Genomic DNA, 15,257 nt, shown 5'->3' with positions numbered 1-15,257 from the left:
CTGTGGAGAATCAGCAACGTAATTTTGGTACCTGGCAAATTACAAGTATTATGATCAGTTCGATGATCGGGGTGGGGATTCTCACCATCCCGAGAACGTCCACTATTCTTCTTCATCAATCGGGGTGGATTGGCCCTATTTCAGGTGCCTTAATAGCCGGCGTGGCAGTGACGGCCATCGTGTATTTAGGTAACCAGTTTCCTGGCCTTACCTTTGTCGAATTTATGCCGCGGATATTTGGTTCTGTCATAGGCACCCTGTGTATTTGTCTATTCATTCTTTATCAGTTTTTCAATGCAGGTATAACAGCCAGAGTGTTTGGGGAAGTCGTCGTGACCTCCGTGTTGCCAAATACACCGCTGGAGGCAATTGTAGTCACGCTGCTTTTGTTGGTCGTGTTTCTATGCTGTCATGAGATTGAAGTAGTAGCAAGGGTAAATGAGCTGTTGATTCCTTTCCTCCTGTTGCCGTCTCTCGTGATTCCGCTCGTCTCCTTTATGAACGCAGATTGGTACAATTTATTGCCATTCCATGTAGAGTCATGGACAGATGTCGTAAAAACAGGTCTGGATACTTACACGCTTTATACCGGATATGAGCTGTTAATGGTTTATTTTGCTTTCGCCATGCCAGGTGCAAGGCTTGGAGTGGCAAGCATCACAGGCATGAGCTTTGCCTTTGTCGTTTATATGCTTACAGTGATCGCAGGTATCACTGTATTTGGATATGAAGAATTACAGCGGCTGATTTGGCCTACGCTTGAACTGGTCAAGGTAACTCAGAGAACCGGCTGGTTTTTGGAGCGTTTTGAGTCCGCTTTTCTTGCGATCTGGGTTGCTTCTATATTTACAACGATCGGGAATATGTTTTATGCGACGATTTTTTCATTACGGCACTGGTTTCGCAAAGGCATTCGTTTTCAGCGAATTAGCGCGATCGTGATGATGGTGCCACTTTTTTTCTTTTCATTAATACCGCAAAATATGGTGGAGTTGTATTCATATTTAAAACACTTGACCACCATGGGATATATGGTAACCATCTTCATTCCGATCTTGCTGGCAATCACCCAATTCATGCGCAATCAGTTCAATAAAGGTCGGGAAGTGAACAATGAAAAGGGAGGGACATAGGAGTCCCTCCCTTTGTAGCTTGCTTTGTTCGAAGAAGATGTGGTTAGATCGGTTTTTCGGCTTGCTCAGGCAAGTGTTCCGCGATCGTCGTAATCATGGATTGACGTGAGGAAGCATCGCTGTTTTGCCACAGAACTTCAAACAAAACACCTAAACCCGGGAGCGTCTTCTCCTGACCGCTCGAGATGGCATCGCTGATGGTTTCTTCAACTGCGTTTGGATCTGAGCCTTGCATTTTGTACATGATCGCTTGACGTAAGTTGAGTGAGGCAATATTCATGACCGTGCATACACCTCTCTTGTGAGAATGAATTCAAGAAATAGTATTTGTAAACGCTGATTTGTACATACCATGCTTTTCGAACAAAACGTTCATGACCGTTTTGTGGCGGATGTTTTGGATGTGCTATAATGCTTGTTATTGGTAAGTTCCGTAAAGGAGAAGATTAACATGTCCAAGCAATTTGCCATTATCGGGATGGGACGTTTTGGTTCTAGCGTGGCGAGAACGCTGTACGAGATGGATTATGAAGTCATGGGAATAGATGAGAACGAGGAGCGTATTAACGAAAATATTCAATATGTAACGCACGCGGTAGCAGCCGATTCTACGGATGAACGCGCCTTGAAAGAAATCGGCATTCGCAATTTTGACGTAGTCGTCGTGGCCATTGGGGTCGATATTCAGGCGAGCATCCTGACGGTTTTGACACTGAAAGACTTGGGTGTCAAAAAGATCGTGGCAAAAGCGCAGAATGAGCGTCATGGACAAGTATTGTACAAGGTGGGAGCTGACCGTGTCGTATTCCCTGAGCGCGACATGGGGGTGCGGGTCGCCCACAATCTGATCTCCTCTAACGTTCTTGACTTTATTGAGCTGGCGGAGGACTACAGCGTAGCGGAGGTAGTCGTGTCGTCCAAGCTGGTCGGTCAAAACCTGCGGCAACTGGATATTCGGAAGAAATACGAGGTCAACGTTATTGCCATCAAAAGCGGAGATAAATTCAACATCGCTCCTAGCCCGGATGAAGTCATCCAATACGGCGACGTGCTTGTGGTGATCGGGAACAACAAAGACTTACGCGAATTTGAGGAGCGGGCATAGGTTTATGACAAATGAAATCATTACTTCGGTACAAAACCCTCTGGTAAGGCGATTGCACCAGTTGCTGTCACGGAAAGGACGGGAAGAGCAGCAGCGTTTTCTCGTGGAAGGGGCGCATCTGGTAGAGGAGGCGTTAAAAAGCGGGGCGGAGGTAGTCACGGTTATCTACGATCAGCAGCGTGACATGGACCCTGCTTGTCAGCGTGCTTTGGCTAATCATCCGGAAGCTGTCCAGGTCATTGCTGCATCAGAAGCAGTGCTGGCGAAGCTGTCCGAAACAAAGTCGCCGCAAGGAATTGTGGCCGAAGTGAAAAAAACAGCAGCAGATTGGGCAAAATGGGTAGATAAGAAGAGAGAGGAACAGGGCAGCTTGTTGCTCCTCTTTTTGGACGAAATACAGGACCCGGGCAACCTCGGCACGATTTTGCGCACAGCAGAAGCGGCAGCAGTCGATGGTGTCGTACTTGGGAGTGGCAGTGTCGATATTTACAATGGAAAAGTGGTACGGGCCACAATGGGGGCACTGTTCCGCATCCCGGTCTTTACGCAATCGTTAGTCGAGACGACAGATGAATGGAAGGTAAAGGGAGGGCGAGTTTTGATCTCTTCCTTGGAGCAAAACAGTGTTTCCTATGACGAGGCTGACTATGCTGGTCTGACGGCAATGGTCATCGGAAATGAAGGAAGAGGCGTCTCCAGAGAGATGTTTGCCAGGGCAGATCAATTCGTTCACATACCGCTATATGGCGGTGCAGAGTCACTGAATGCGGCAGTCGCGGCAGGAATTTTTGTATACGAGGCACAACGCAAAAGAAAAGATCGGCTTGTTTAGCCGATCTTTTGCTCACTTTTCTTCTCTTTGTACTCTTCGCGCGCGAGCTGCCATTGATCCTGCGCCATTCGGATAATGCCGCTCTCAATGGTGTGGTTGCGAAAGGCGAGTGCTTTGCCGAAATACTTGATGGCTAAGTCAAACTTTTCGAGTCTGCGGTAGAGCTCACCAATCAAGTACAGCAAGCGGACTTCGGTCATTTCCTTGTCGCCGCGTGTATAGTCGGAATGAATATACGATTGTTCATATTCTTCCACGGCCATATCGATAAAGCGCATTTCTTCCGCGACATTTTCCTGGAATCGATAAAGCCATGCGAGGCGCAAATAAAGACCCGCTTTTACGGAATGGGGCTGATCTGTTATTTCAGCTGCGTAAATGGCCAGTTTGTAGCTGACAATGGCTTCGGGTACTTGACGAACCTTGCCAAAATCTTTTGGTCTCCACTTTGAGGAGATTTGCTCGTCCACGATTTGCTTTTGCCAGGGAGCGAGCTTGTCCCGGAATTGGTCTGTAAAGGCAAAGCCGCATTCCGGGCAGACATTGACGGTATATAAAATGGGGTTCAAAGATTGCTCTTTAAAGGTGGTATAAAAGTCGCTGTCGCGATGGAGCATCGTCAACGTGCCGCCTCTGATCCTTTTCGTCGAAAAAGTCGCTTGGCAATGGCAGCAGTTGCTTGTCTTATCGTAAAGGGCGGAAACATTTTCAATCATGTCAAAATCCCCTTTCGAATGGTAACACACGCATGGAAACGCTCATGCGGATATGTAACATTTGTAGAATTGAAAGTTCTCTCTTGTTGCGCTATAATTTTCCTACGTCTTAATTATAACGTAAAGCGATGACGGAGACTAGTACGCAGGACCTATCTGTTTTTCAGGGAGAAGATGTCACAGACTGCGAGCATCTTTAACATGATAGCTGCCGAATTCACTCCAAAGCCGCACTCTGAACCGCTTTTCGCGCAGTAGGAGCAGCCGGGTCATACCCGTTACCAATGATCTGAAGTGAGACAAATGTCTCTTTCCACTAGTGATATTGTCATGTATTTGTCACAGGCTGGAAACGAATTGTCTAACAAGGGTGGTACCGCGAGAAAAAAGTAACTCGTCCCTTTTCTGGGGCGGGTTTTTCTTTTTTTTTTACGAAATGAAAAAAGGAGCGATTCGAAGTGCAAACTCGGTTGCAAGAAATGAAAGAGTCCGCACTGGGCCAAATCAGCCAAGTGACAGAAGCCGCACAACTTCAGGATTTGCGCGTCAAATACCTGGGGAAAAAGGGCGGGTTGACAGAACTGCTGCGCGGAATGGGCGGCCTGTCCCCAGAAGAGCGTCCAGTTGTCGGTCAGCTGGTAAATGAAGTAAGGGAAGCGCTGGAGGCAGCGTTCTCTGGCAAACAACAAGCATTCGAAGAAGCGGCTCTGAATGCCAAGCTTTCTTCTCAAACGATCGATGTGACACTGCCAGGACGTCCAGTACCAGCAGGCACCATGCACCCGCTCTCTCGAATCATTGAAGAGATCGAAGACATTTTCATCGGACTGGGCTTTGAGGTGGCAGAAGGCCCTGAGGTAGAAATGGACCACTTCAACTTCGAAATGCTGAACCTGCCGAAAGATCACCCGGCACGCGACATGCAAGATACGTTCTACGTCACAGAAGAGCTATTGCTCCGTACGCAGACATCTCCAGTGCAAGCACGTACGATGTTGAAAAAAGAAGGCAAAACACCACTTAAAATGATCTGTCCGGGTAAAGTGTATCGCCGCGATGATGACGATGCGACACACTCCCATCAATTCACGCAGATCGAGGGTCTCGTGATTGATAAAAAAATCGGGATGAGTGACTTGAAAGGTACCCTCTTGACGTTTGCCCGTCAAATGTTCGGGGAAAACCAACAAATTCGTTTGCGCCCAAGCTTCTTCCCGTTTACGGAGCCTTCCGTAGAAGTAGACCTGCAATGCTTCAACTGTGGTGGTCAGGGTTGCCGTGTATGTAAGCAAACAGGTTGGATCGAGATTTTGGGTGCTGGTATGGTACACCCGCGCGTACTGGAAATGGCTGGCTACAACCCTGAGGAAGTCAGCGGCTTTGCATTCGGTATGGGTGTAGAACGAATTGCGATGCTCAAATACGCGGTGGAAGACATCCGCCATTTTTATACCAACGACGTTCGTTTCCTGCGTCAGTTCAATCGAGGCTAGAGAGGAGAGGCAAAGATGAAGGTATCGTACCAATGGTTATCTGAATACGTCGATCTGAGTGGAACGACGCCCCAGGAGCTGGCTGAAAAGCTGACTCGCAGTGGGATTGAAGTAGACGCAGTTGAATCGCGCAACGCAGGTGTATCCGGTGTTGTGATCGGTTATGTAAAAGAACGCAGCAAGCACCCGGATGCAGACCGTCTCAACGTATGCGTCGTTGATGCAGGACAAGGAGAAGACCTGCAAATCGTGTGTGGAGCAGCGAACGTAGACAAAGGACAAAAAGTTCTCGTTGCCCTGATCGGTGCAAAGCTCCCTGATGGTCTGAACATCAAGCGTTCCAAGCTGCGCGGTGTAGAATCCCAAGGGATGATCTGCTCGGCAAAAGAATTGGGCTTAAACGAAAAGCTTCTGGCAAAAGATCAGCAAGAAGGCATTATGGTCCTGCCAGCGGATGCGGAAATCGGAATGGATGCCATTTCGTACCTCGGCTTGGATGACTACGTGCTGGAATTGGGATTGACGCCGAATCGTTCTGATTGCTTGAGCATGTTGGGGGTTGCTTACGAGGTTGCCGCTATTTTGGGCAAAGAAGTGGTATTCCCGCAAATCGAGCTGACCGAAAATGGTGGAGACAACCCGATTCAAGTCAAGATCGAAGCTACGAATGAAAGCTATCAATACCACGGCCGTCACTTCACCAACGCCAAAATCGCGACATCTCCGCAATGGATGAAAAATCGCCTGATGGCAGCGGGAATTCGTCCGATCAACAACGTGGTAGACGTAACGAACTATGTCCTGCTCGAATATGGTCAGCCGCTGCATGCTTTCGATGCGACACAAGTAGCTGATCGCTCTATTGTCGTTCGACTGGCAAACGAGGGTGAAAAGCTCGTGACATTGGACGATCAAGAGCGCACGCTGGATGAGCAAACGTTGCTGATTGCCGACCAGACCAAAGGTTTGGCGATCGCAGGTGTAATGGGCGGAGCTAACTCTGAAATCACTGGTGAAACGAGCGAAATCATTCTCGAAGCAGCTTGGTTCACCCCGAAAACAGTGCGCCGCACAGCTCGTATGCTCGGCATGCGTACGGAGGGCTGCGTACGTTGGGAAAAAGGTGTTGACCAAGCGCGTGTACAGGAAGCGGGAGAGCGCGCTGCTGCGCTGATTCAGCAATTGTCTGGGGCAACGGTATCCAAAGGAATCAGCTCTGCTGTTGTAAGCGAAGCTACACCTGCTGTTGTTTCCGTTACGCTTACCAAAATCAATCAGCATCTGGGAACCGACATGTCGGCTTCTGATGTATCGCCGATTTTCGAGCGTCTGCAATTCCCGTTTGAAGTAACTGGCGACAAATGGACGGTAACCGTTCCGACGAGACGTGGAGACATTACACTGCCAGTGGATTTGGTGGAAGAGGTTGCACGTCTGTACGGCTACGACAACATTCCGACCAGCTTGCCTTCTGGTTCGACCACACAGGGACAGTTGACAAAAGAACAGCAATTGCGCCGTACCATCCGTCATCATTTGATCGGTGCTGGCATGAATGAAGCGATTTCTTATGCACTGGTTCATCCAGATCGTGTCGAGGCAGTAGCCGGTCTGCATCAGGAAAAAGTAAACCCTGTTGCGCTCATGATGCCTATGAGTGAAGACCATAGCGTTCTGCGCACGAGCTTGATTCCTAGCCTCTTGGAAACAGTCGCTTACAATAAAAACCGCCAAAACCACGATGTCGCGATTTTTGAATTGGGCCGTGTGTTCTTGACGAAAGAAGAAACACTCACGCAGCTTCCAGAAGAGCGTTTGTATGTAGCGGGTGCATTGACTGGGCAGTTGCTCACACAAAACTGGATGGGTGCTAAACAGCCTGTTGATTTCTTCCAAACCAAAGGGATTGTGGAATCACTCTTCGCTCGTTTGGGTATCCAAGCTGTCCGGTACAAAGCAGTACAGGACATCGCGGGTATGCACCCGGGACGTACCGCAGAAGTATGGGTAGGAGAAAAACGTCTGGGCTATATGGGGCAAGTTCATCCGGGTACAGAAAAAGCGTATGATCTGTCCGAAACATACGTATTCCAGTTTGATGTAACTACTATGATTGATGTAGCTGCCGAGGTGGGACATTACAATCAGTTGCCGAAGTCCCCAGCGGTAACGCGTGACTTGGCTCTCGTTGTCGATCGCAGTGTAGCTGCTGGTGCATTGGAAGCAACGATTCGCGAAGCAGCAGGTGAACTGCTCGAGTCCGTAACCTTGTTTGATGTATACATGGGTGAGCGTATTGCCCAAGATAAGAAGAGCATGGCATTTGCCCTCGTATTCCGTCACGCAGAGCGTACCTTGCAGGACGAAGAGATTCAACAAGTGACTACTGCTGTCATCGAAGCCTTGAAAAACAACACAGGCGCTGAACTGCGCATGTAAGATTGCTTGACGAAATCTGACATTTTCAGTAACCTAAAAAGGATAAAGTAGAGCAAAGGTCGCAGTAGGGAGGTACCTCTCGTGCAAGGTGATGGGAAAAATCGTTTGACGGTGGACATCTTTGGCCAACAATACCGGCTCAGTGGCAAGGCAAGTGTCAATCACATACGCATGGTGGCCGGTTTCGTTGATGACAAGATGAACGAAATCGCAAACGGCAACCATCGACTGGATACTGCCAAAATTGCCGTACTTTCTGCGGTCAATATTGCGGATGAATACTTCCGCTTGCGTCAGGAGTACGAAGAACTGCTGAAAATCATTCAGGAAGAGGCAAAGGCTAAACCGATAGATTAAGGAAAAGAGGGGCGGAATGCCTCTCTTTTCACGTTGTGGGAAAAAGGAGAAGAGCCATCCCATCTTTGATGGGATGGCTCTTTGTTGCATTTTGCCTATGTCTCCTGCTTGTTCCCGGCATCTCCATTGCGCATATCCATATGGGTTTTGATCGGGATAAACAAGTCGATGATCCCGATCACCAAGGAAGCCAGAAGCGCTCCAAGAATCGTTACGCGGAAGCCAGAGACGATGAACTGAGTGAGATAAATCACGACGGCACTGACCAAGAAGCCGATAATACCACGATTGTACGGCGAAATTCGATCTCCGAAAATGGCTTCTACGGCCCAGCCAATTAGTGCGATGACAACGGCCGCGAGCAGAGCTGTCCAAAAACTGCTAACCGAAAAGCCGGGGACCAGAAAGCCGACAAACATCAGGACTACGGCAGCGACGATAAAGCGGACGATATGGCGCATGATCGTCATGTGTACTCCTCCTTTAGAGTTGTTTCACCTTTCATTCTCTCACGTAAAGAGTAGAACTATGCCAAACGAAAACGTGTAAAATTATCCTTCGCCGGCGGTGCCTGTCCGGTGCTATCCGTTGCTCAAGTTTTCTAAGCTCCGCTGCCATGCTATAATGGGGAGATCGTAATGATTGCCGGTATAGACCGTCGCTCCCGCCCGCACGGTACAACGGTCGCCGCTGGAGAAAGAAGGAGGAGCACAGTGGAACAACGGGTTTTAAAGACGTTAGAATACGATAAAATAGTCGCCCTGTTGATTGACAAGGCATCTTGCACATATGGAAAAGAAAAAGCGGTAGAGCTAATTCCTTTTTTACGCTTGGATGAAGTCATAACCGCTCAGCAAGGGACTGAACAAGCAGCAACCGTATTACGCCTAAAGGGCAGCGTGCCTCTCGGTGGCATTCGCGATATCCGCGGTCCCGTACAGCGTGCCAGATTGAACGCCATGCTTGCTTCGATGGAATTGTTGGATATCGCCAGCACCGTTATGGCTGGACGCAGGCTCAAAACGTTTTTGCTGGATATGTGTGAGGATCACGAGTTGCCATTATTGCAACAGCAGGCAGAGCGGATTGAGGGTCTGCGCGAGTTGGAAACCGAAATTCGCCGCTGTGTTGATGAAAACGGCGATATTTTGGACAGCGCGAGTCTTGAATTGCGTCAGGTACGTCAGGAGATCAGACAGCTCGAGTCGCGCATTCGCGAAAAGCTCGATCAAATGACACGCTCATCTACGTACCAAAAAATGCTGATGGAAAACATCGTAACGATTCGTGGCGATCGTTTCGTGATACCGGTGAAGCAGGAGTATCGTTCTGTATTTGGCGGAATTGTCCACGATCAGTCGGCATCTGGGGCGACGCTCTTTATCGAACCGGAAGTAATTGTCGAGATGAACAACAAGCTTCGCGAGCATCGCCTGCGCGAGGAGCGTGAAGTGGAACGAATTCTGTATGTGTTGACGGAGCAGGTATCCTTTGCGGTAGAAGCTTTGGTCGAGAACACAGAAGCACTGACAGAGCTCGATTTTATGTTTGCTAAGGCTCAACTTGCCTGGAGCATGAAGGCGATTTGTCCACGCATCAATGATCGCGGATACGTAAACATGCGAAAAGCGCGTCATCCACTCATTCCACGAGAAGTTGTCGTTCCAGTAGATGTGGAGCTAGGTGGAGAGTATCAGGCGATTGTTGTAACAGGGCCGAATACAGGCGGAAAAACCGTTTCCCTCAAAACAATCGGACTGCTGTCTTTGATGACCATGGCAGGCTTGCATATTCCGGCAGAGGAAGAGAGCGAGATGACCGTATTCTCCTCCGTGTTTGCAGATATCGGGGATGAACAATCCATCGAGCAGAGCCTGTCTACATTCTCGAGCCATATGACCAATATTATTCAAATCTTGGCGAAAATGGACGACAAGAGCTTGGTTCTGTTTGATGAGCTGGGCGCAGGAACAGACCCGACAGAGGGTGCTGCTCTGGCCATGTCCATCATCGACCATGTGATTGATTCCGGTGCGAGATTGGTCGCAACGACTCACTACAGCGAATTGAAGGCGTATGCCTACGATAGACCTGAGGTTATTAACGCCAGCGTAGAATTTGACGTACAGTCGCTACGTCCTACTTACCGCTTGCTCATCGGGGTGCCTGGCAGGTCCAACGCGTTTGCCATCGCAAGACGTCTGGGATTGCCGGAACACATCATTGATGTAGCGCGCGGCTCGATCAGTGAGGAAGACAATCAGGTCGAGAGCATGATCGCTTCGTTGGAGCGCAATCGCAAGTCGGCGGAAGCAGACAGGTTGGCAGCAAAAGCGGCACGCGGGGAAGCGGAAGAGCTGCGTGGACAGCTGGAAGAAGAGCGCGCCCAATTTGCTGAAGAGAAAAACAAGCGAATGGAGCGAGCTGAGGACGAAGCGCGAATTGCCGTCCAACTCGCAAAAGAAGAAGCGGAGACGATCATTCGCGAGCTGCGCGAGATGATGTCAGAAGGCATGGAAATCAAGGAGCATCGTCTCATCGATGCGAAGAAGCGCCTGGGCAATGCCGTCCTTGAGCTGGAAAAGGAAAAGGTGAAGAAGCCGGCGAAAGCGGTTCGTGCCACACAGATCAAGGTGGGCGACGAGGTCATGGTGACGAGCTTCGGACAAAAAGGAACCGTGTTGGAAAAGGTAAACAATGAAGAATTCCTCGTGCAGATCGGGATCATGAAAATGAAAGTGAAGCGCGATGATATGCATGTACAAAACTCTATCCAGCAAAAACCACAAGCGGCTCCGTACACCTCTGTGAAACGTCGCAGTGACAATATCAAGATGGATCTCGACTTACGCGGCTACAACGTCGAGGATAGCATTCGGGAAATCGATCAGTTTTTAGATGATGCGCTGTTGGCAGGCTTGCACTCGGTCTCCATTATTCACGGACACGGGACAGGGGTACTGCGCAAAGGCGTGCACGAATATTTGAGAAACCATCGTAATGTAAAATCCTTCCGCTTAGGTGGTCAAGGAGAAGGCGGCGTAGGTGCTACCATTGCCGAATTGAAATAAGAGGTCGGGAGGGACATATGGAAAGCCTTCTACACAATCCATATTTTGCAACTGCAGCTTATTTTACTGTGTCGGGACTGGCGATGGTTTTATTCTTAGCCATTTTTGAACTGGTAACGCGTTATCGTGTTTGGGAAGAATTGAAGCGTGGGAACATGGCTGTAGCAATGGCAACAGGTGGGAAAATTTTTGGGATCGCGAACATTTTTCGCTATTCCATTCAGGCGCATTTGTCTTTGGGCGAAGCGTTGATTTGGGCGACTTTCGGATTTTTCCTGTTATTGTCTGCTTACTTCATTTTTGAATTCATGACCCCTACTTTTAATGTCGATCAGGAAATTGCAAAAGATAACAGGGCCATTGGTTTTATTGCAATGGTCCTGTCCATCGGCTTTTCGTATATCATAGGGGCATCCTTGCCTCGTTAGACGGGTTGAACGATATTTCAAACGAGAGTATAATTTGATTTGGCGAAAGAGTACCAAACTATTCTGCCCAATCAAAGTCCTTTTTACGAAAAAGAGGACAAGCCAAGATTGTATGGGGGAGGATACGCCTTGGAAACGTTGTACAAGGTCCTCATTGGATTGTGTGTGGTTTTTATCGCTGCAGGTGTTTACTACCTGTCCTAAAAATGCAAGTTGGCCGCGTGACTTCCACAGTCATACGGACCTTACTTAGAGAATGTGAAAGAGGAGATACGCAATGACTCAACCTGTACGCGTAGCTGTTGTGGGATTGGGGTTTGTAGGCTTGCCGTTGGCGCTTACCTATGCCATGAAAGGAGCAAACGTCATCGGTATTGACGTCTTACCGCATGTCGTCGATGAGATCAATGCGGCACATTCCCATCACCTGGAGTCCTATCAGGGAAAAACGTTGCCAGAGATCCTCAAAGAGCAGATTGAAGCAAAACGTTTCCGTGCAACGACCTCCTACGAGGAAGCTGCTGCGGAAGTCCATAACTATATTGTAACAGCCGGTTTGCCTGTTCATAACGGCGATCCTGATCTTGGACCGCTGAAAAGCTGTGCGCAATCGCTCGGTCGCGTACTGAAAAAAGGCGATACCGTCATGATCCGCAGTACGGTTGTACCAGGAACGACGGAAGACGTGATTCTGCCGATTTTGGAGGAAACAAGCGGTCTTACTGCTGGTGTCGATTTCTACTTGACATATTGCTCGGAGCGAATTGCAGAAGGGCGTGCTTTTGAAGAGTTCATCCATATGCCGCTCGTTCTGGGTGGCATCAATGAACAAAGTGCTGAAAAAGGAAAAGAGCTGTTGTCCTTCATCAGCGAGACGGACATCACGATCTCGGATATCCGCGTAGTCGAGACAGCAAAAGTCATCGAGAACATCCAGCGTGATGTGAACATTGCGATGGTACAGGAGTTCGCTCGTTTCTCCGAGGCATTCGGCATTGATACGTTCGAGCTGATCAAGGTTGCCAATACGCACACGCGTGTAAACATGTTATCGCCAGGACCGGGTGTAGGCGGCTTCTGCTTGCCGAATGCGTTGTACTACTTGCAGCCTAAGGCACGTGAATTGGAAGTAAACCTGCCGATTCTGCAACTGGCTCGCGACACGAATGATGCGGTACCTGAAGTGTTGATCAGCATGCTCGAGCAAGCCTTGAAGAATAATGGCAAGACATTGGCAGGAAGCCGTGTAGCTGTATTGGGAATGGCGATGAAAGACTTTTCCAATGACGACCGCGTAAGCCCTGTCCATGACCTGATCAAGCTGCTCATAGCAAAAGGAATAGACGTTCGTTCCTACGATCCGGCTGTTCCGACTTTCTATGATCATAAGGTTGACAGTCTGGAGAAAGCAGTGAACGGAGCAGATGCGTTGTTCCTGACTGCCGTGCAAAAGGAGTTTGCTGAGGCGGATTGGGCCAATGTCGCTGAAAAGATGGCTGACGCGCCGATCCTCTTCGATACGAAGAACCGCATACCGCGTGACCTTGTCAGCAAGGCGACTGTGGTGCGCATTTAATTCTTGAACAAGTTCCACTGATTCGAATGCCAAAACCTCTCTAAACGCACGTAAAAGCGTTTGGAGAGGTTTTTTTCTTAAAAGTAGTGAACCATATTGAACGAGAGAGCCAATACAAGGTGTATACAATTTCAGGGGGCCCTCCGATGAATGATCAAATGTTAGAACTGTGGCTGGACCGTTTGCTTGCTGGCGATCAGGAAGCTTTTGAGGTGGTCTACAGCATGACACGGACAAAAATTTACGGGACCGTATCAGCCATGGTCTCGAATAAAGAAGATGTTCATGATATTGTGAGCGAAATTTACTATCAGCTATGGAGATCACTGCCTGGCTATGATCGCAAACGTCCGTTTTTTTTCTGGGTGAATGGGATTGTCATTAGACAGGTGAAAAACTGGCGTAGACAGATTTGGAGAAGATTCCGTCTGTTAGAACGGAAACAGAGCTTGGAAGAACAGCAACATGTCGAAACGCCGGATGAGCCATTGCTTATGATGGAGTCTGCCACAGAGATGCAGCAAGCAATCCAAAAGCTGCCGTTCAAGCTGCGGATCGTCGTTATTTATCGGTATTACTACGATTACACATACGATCAGATTGCCGAACTGCTGCAAATCCCAGTGGGGACAGCAAAATCGAGAAATCATCTAGCAGTAAAGCGAATCCGAGAGTCGTTTGACGTCGAGTGGAATGAGGAGGAGCTCCAAACATGTCTATCGAGAAAATCATAAAACAGTCACTCACCAAACAAATTGACGAGACCACGATACCTGATGAAGTAGACCAGCGAGTCAGGCAGTCCTTTCATCGCTATCACGAAAAAAAGGAGATTATAACGATGAAGAAAAGATTAGTTATGATGGGATTGGTTGCTGCTATTGTACTGCCGACTGGAGTATACGCGGCTTTAAATGGAACTTCATATTTTGCAGACAAACCAAAAGACTTGAACAGTTTAGTCGATGAAGGGGTTAAGCGAGCAGCGGCAGAAGGGCTGTCCATTCCGATCGATCAAAAAATAACCGATCAAGGAATTACCATTCATTTTACGGAAGTGTATGCGGAAGAATCCAAAGTTCTGCTCCACTATCGTATCGAACAACAAAACGGAGAACTGGTACCTTTCGAATTCGATACGACAGGATTAGATGTGGTAGGCGAACAAAATGGCAATCCGGTGTACCAGGATAAAGGCATAGAAGGTACGAGTGTCCTAAACTTTATCGGGACCAGCAAAGAGGATCATTTGCCTTTCTACTTAACTGATGAGTCCGGTAAGGAAGTAGAGGTGGGAATAGCGGATCATGATCAGCCAGAGGGCGTTCTTGCCTTCCTCGCGAGTGGATTCAAGCTACCGCAGCCACTCACCTTGAATGTCGATGTGAACCGGATCGGCAAAACAACGGGCAACTGGAAGGGACAAATTGTTGTGGACCAGAGTAAAGCAGAAGAAGCAACAAAGGCTGCGAAATAGGAGAAAAAAGTTAGACCACGTATAATAAGCCTCGTTAATGGCAATAGTAACCGGGGTAAGACTATATTTCAAAAATGTCATGTAAGGGTTACATGCTAGGAGGCAAAAATGGAACGTGGAAGAGTAAAGTGGTTCAACAGCGAAAAAGGTTTCGGTTTTATCGAACGTGATGGTGGAGATGATGTATTCGTTCACTTCTCCGCTATTCAGGGCGAAGGGTACAAAGCCTTGGACGAAGGGCAAGAGGTTGAGTTTGAAGTAGAAAACGGTCAACGCGGTCCTCAAGCGACGAACGTTCGGAAACTATAAGAACTGAAACGACAAGCAGACTCAGGTGATGGGTCTGCTTTTTTATTTGGGTTTGAAGTAGCTGCACTTCTTTCTCAGTAGCTTTCAGAAATGAAAAAAACGTAAAATGTGAATTCGAGGTGTTTTCAAGTGCCCTATACATTCGATGATTTGGGAAATGACGTGATAATGGGACGAGAAATCCATTTTCTCTACGAGGGAAAAGAATATTCCATCAGTCACAGTTCTCATGGAAGTCATTTATGTGAGTTTTATCAGGATGATTACACGCTTCCTACAAGAGAAGAGTTGCTCACAAACGGAACGATTGCTGGAAAAAAC

Annotated in this window: 15 protein-coding genes; 12 read left to right on the top strand and 3 right to left on the bottom strand. The window is 48.3% G+C overall.

From position 1 onward, the window contains the following. Positions 1-2 precede the first annotated feature (2 nt). Positions 3-1,133, top strand: coding sequence for a GerAB/ArcD/ProY family transporter (locus tag ACFYU8_RS11695; RefSeq protein WP_390298527.1), 1,131 nt, complete (start codon positions 3-5; stop codon positions 1,131-1,133). Between the two features lie 43 nt (positions 1,134-1,176). Here the strand turns inward: ACFYU8_RS11695 and sspI are convergent, their stop codons facing one another. Next, positions 1,177-1,413 carry a small acid-soluble spore protein SspI gene (sspI, locus tag ACFYU8_RS11690; protein WP_007728525.1) on the bottom strand — a complete coding sequence of 79 codons (237 nt, stop codon included), beginning with the start codon at positions 1,411-1,413 and terminating at the stop codon, positions 1,177-1,179. A gap of 171 nt (positions 1,414-1,584) precedes the next feature. On the opposite strand from sspI, the gene ACFYU8_RS11685 reads away from it, so the two are divergent. Continuing rightward, entirely contained in the window at positions 1,585-2,238 is a 654-nt protein-coding gene (locus tag ACFYU8_RS11685; protein WP_007728524.1) for a potassium channel family protein, read from the top strand. A 4-nt stretch (positions 2,239-2,242) separates the two neighbouring features. Continuing rightward, positions 2,243-3,070 (top strand): TrmH family RNA methyltransferase, encoded by an 828-nt coding sequence (locus tag ACFYU8_RS11680; RefSeq protein WP_390298524.1) that lies wholly within the window; start codon positions 2,243-2,245, stop codon positions 3,068-3,070. Here the strand turns inward: ACFYU8_RS11680 and ACFYU8_RS11675 are convergent. Then, positions 3,067-3,786, bottom strand: a complete 720-nt coding sequence (locus ACFYU8_RS11675) for a DUF2225 domain-containing protein (protein ID WP_390298521.1) — start codon at positions 3,784-3,786, stop codon at positions 3,067-3,069. The genes ACFYU8_RS11680 and ACFYU8_RS11675 overlap by 4 nt on opposite strands. 458 nt (positions 3,787-4,244) lie before the next feature. Between ACFYU8_RS11675 and pheS the strand changes: the two genes are divergently transcribed. From pheS to zapA, 3 genes are all read left to right on the top strand, one after another. Next, a complete protein-coding gene (gene pheS, locus ACFYU8_RS11670; RefSeq protein WP_390298518.1) occupies positions 4,245-5,279 on the top strand; it encodes a phenylalanine--tRNA ligase subunit alpha in 1,035 nt (344 codons plus the stop codon). A gap of 15 nt (positions 5,280-5,294) precedes the next feature. Then, positions 5,295-7,718 carry a phenylalanine--tRNA ligase subunit beta gene (pheT, locus tag ACFYU8_RS11665; RefSeq protein ID WP_390298515.1) on the top strand — a complete coding sequence of 808 codons (2,424 nt, stop codon included), beginning with the start codon at positions 5,295-5,297 and terminating at the stop codon, positions 7,716-7,718. An 81-nt stretch (positions 7,719-7,799) separates the two neighbouring features. Continuing rightward, the gene (gene zapA, locus ACFYU8_RS11660; RefSeq protein ID WP_007728510.1) at positions 7,800-8,075 is read left to right on the top strand and encodes a cell division protein ZapA; all 276 of its coding nucleotides are present in this window, start codon (positions 7,800-7,802) and stop codon (positions 8,073-8,075) included. A 95-nt stretch (positions 8,076-8,170) separates the two neighbouring features. Here the strand turns inward: zapA and ACFYU8_RS11655 are convergent, their stop codons facing one another. Then, complete coding sequence (locus tag ACFYU8_RS11655; protein ID WP_390298512.1) at positions 8,171-8,545, bottom strand: phage holin family protein; 375 nt, start codon at positions 8,543-8,545, stop codon at positions 8,171-8,173. 243 nt (positions 8,546-8,788) lie between these two features. Between ACFYU8_RS11655 and ACFYU8_RS11650 the strand changes: the two genes are divergently transcribed. From ACFYU8_RS11650 to ACFYU8_RS11625, 6 genes are all read left to right on the top strand, one after another. Beyond that, on the top strand, positions 8,789-11,146 hold the full coding sequence (locus ACFYU8_RS11650) for an endonuclease MutS2 (protein WP_390298509.1): 2,358 nt from the start codon (positions 8,789-8,791) through the stop codon (positions 11,144-11,146). Positions 11,147-11,163: 17 nt separating this feature from the next. Continuing rightward, positions 11,164-11,574, top strand: coding sequence for a DUF350 domain-containing protein (locus tag ACFYU8_RS11645; protein WP_007728502.1), 411 nt, complete (start codon positions 11,164-11,166; stop codon positions 11,572-11,574). Between the two features lie 277 nt (positions 11,575-11,851). Beyond that, positions 11,852-13,150 carry a nucleotide sugar dehydrogenase gene (locus ACFYU8_RS11640; RefSeq protein ID WP_390298506.1) on the top strand — a complete coding sequence of 433 codons (1,299 nt, stop codon included), beginning with the start codon at positions 11,852-11,854 and terminating at the stop codon, positions 13,148-13,150. Positions 13,151-13,296: 146 nt separating this feature from the next. Further along, the gene (locus ACFYU8_RS11635; protein ID WP_390298503.1) at positions 13,297-13,884 is read left to right on the top strand and encodes a sigma-70 family RNA polymerase sigma factor; all 588 of its coding nucleotides are present in this window, start codon (positions 13,297-13,299) and stop codon (positions 13,882-13,884) included. Continuing rightward, entirely contained in the window at positions 13,863-14,627 is a 765-nt protein-coding gene (locus ACFYU8_RS11630) for a DUF4179 domain-containing protein (RefSeq protein WP_390298500.1), read from the top strand. The genes ACFYU8_RS11635 and ACFYU8_RS11630 overlap by 22 nt, the downstream gene beginning before the upstream one ends. 108 nt (positions 14,628-14,735) lie before the next feature. Beyond that, entirely contained in the window at positions 14,736-14,936 is a 201-nt protein-coding gene (locus ACFYU8_RS11625) for a cold-shock protein (RefSeq protein ID WP_390298497.1), read from the top strand. Positions 14,937-15,257 lie beyond the last annotated feature (321 nt).

It is taken from the genome of Brevibacillus sp. NPDC003359, from assembly GCF_042878995.1.
Taxonomy (GTDB): Bacteria; Bacillota; Bacilli; order Brevibacillales; family Brevibacillaceae; genus Brevibacillus.
This window is presented reverse-complemented; position numbering and strand designations above follow the sequence as displayed.

Excerpts from the sequence above, each read along its gene's own strand:
- ACFYU8_RS11640 (WP_390298506.1), top strand. The coding sequence starts at position 11,852 with ATGACTCAACCTGTACGCGTAGCTGTTGTGGGATTGGGGTTTGTAGGC.
- sspI (WP_007728525.1), bottom strand. The coding sequence starts at position 1,413 with ATGAATATTGCCTCACTCAACTTACGTCAAGCGATCATGTACAAAATG.
- ACFYU8_RS11630 (WP_390298500.1), top strand. The coding sequence starts at position 13,863 with ATGTCTATCGAGAAAATCATAAAACAGTCACTCACCAAACAAATTGAC.
- ACFYU8_RS11655 (WP_390298512.1), bottom strand. The coding sequence starts at position 8,545 with ATGACGATCATGCGCCATATCGTCCGCTTTATCGTCGCTGCCGTAGTC.
- ACFYU8_RS11635 (WP_390298503.1), top strand. The coding sequence starts at position 13,297 with ATGAATGATCAAATGTTAGAACTGTGGCTGGACCGTTTGCTTGCTGGC.
- ACFYU8_RS11680 (WP_390298524.1), top strand. The coding sequence starts at position 2,243 with ATGACAAATGAAATCATTACTTCGGTACAAAACCCTCTGGTAAGGCGA.
- ACFYU8_RS11675 (WP_390298521.1), bottom strand. The coding sequence starts at position 3,786 with ATGATTGAAAATGTTTCCGCCCTTTACGATAAGACAAGCAACTGCTGC.
- pheT (WP_390298515.1), top strand. The coding sequence starts at position 5,295 with ATGAAGGTATCGTACCAATGGTTATCTGAATACGTCGATCTGAGTGGA.
- ACFYU8_RS11625 (WP_390298497.1), top strand. The coding sequence starts at position 14,736 with ATGGAACGTGGAAGAGTAAAGTGGTTCAACAGCGAAAAAGGTTTCGGT.
- ACFYU8_RS11685 (WP_007728524.1), top strand. The coding sequence starts at position 1,585 with ATGTCCAAGCAATTTGCCATTATCGGGATGGGACGTTTTGGTTCTAGC.
- ACFYU8_RS11645 (WP_007728502.1), top strand. The coding sequence starts at position 11,164 with ATGGAAAGCCTTCTACACAATCCATATTTTGCAACTGCAGCTTATTTT.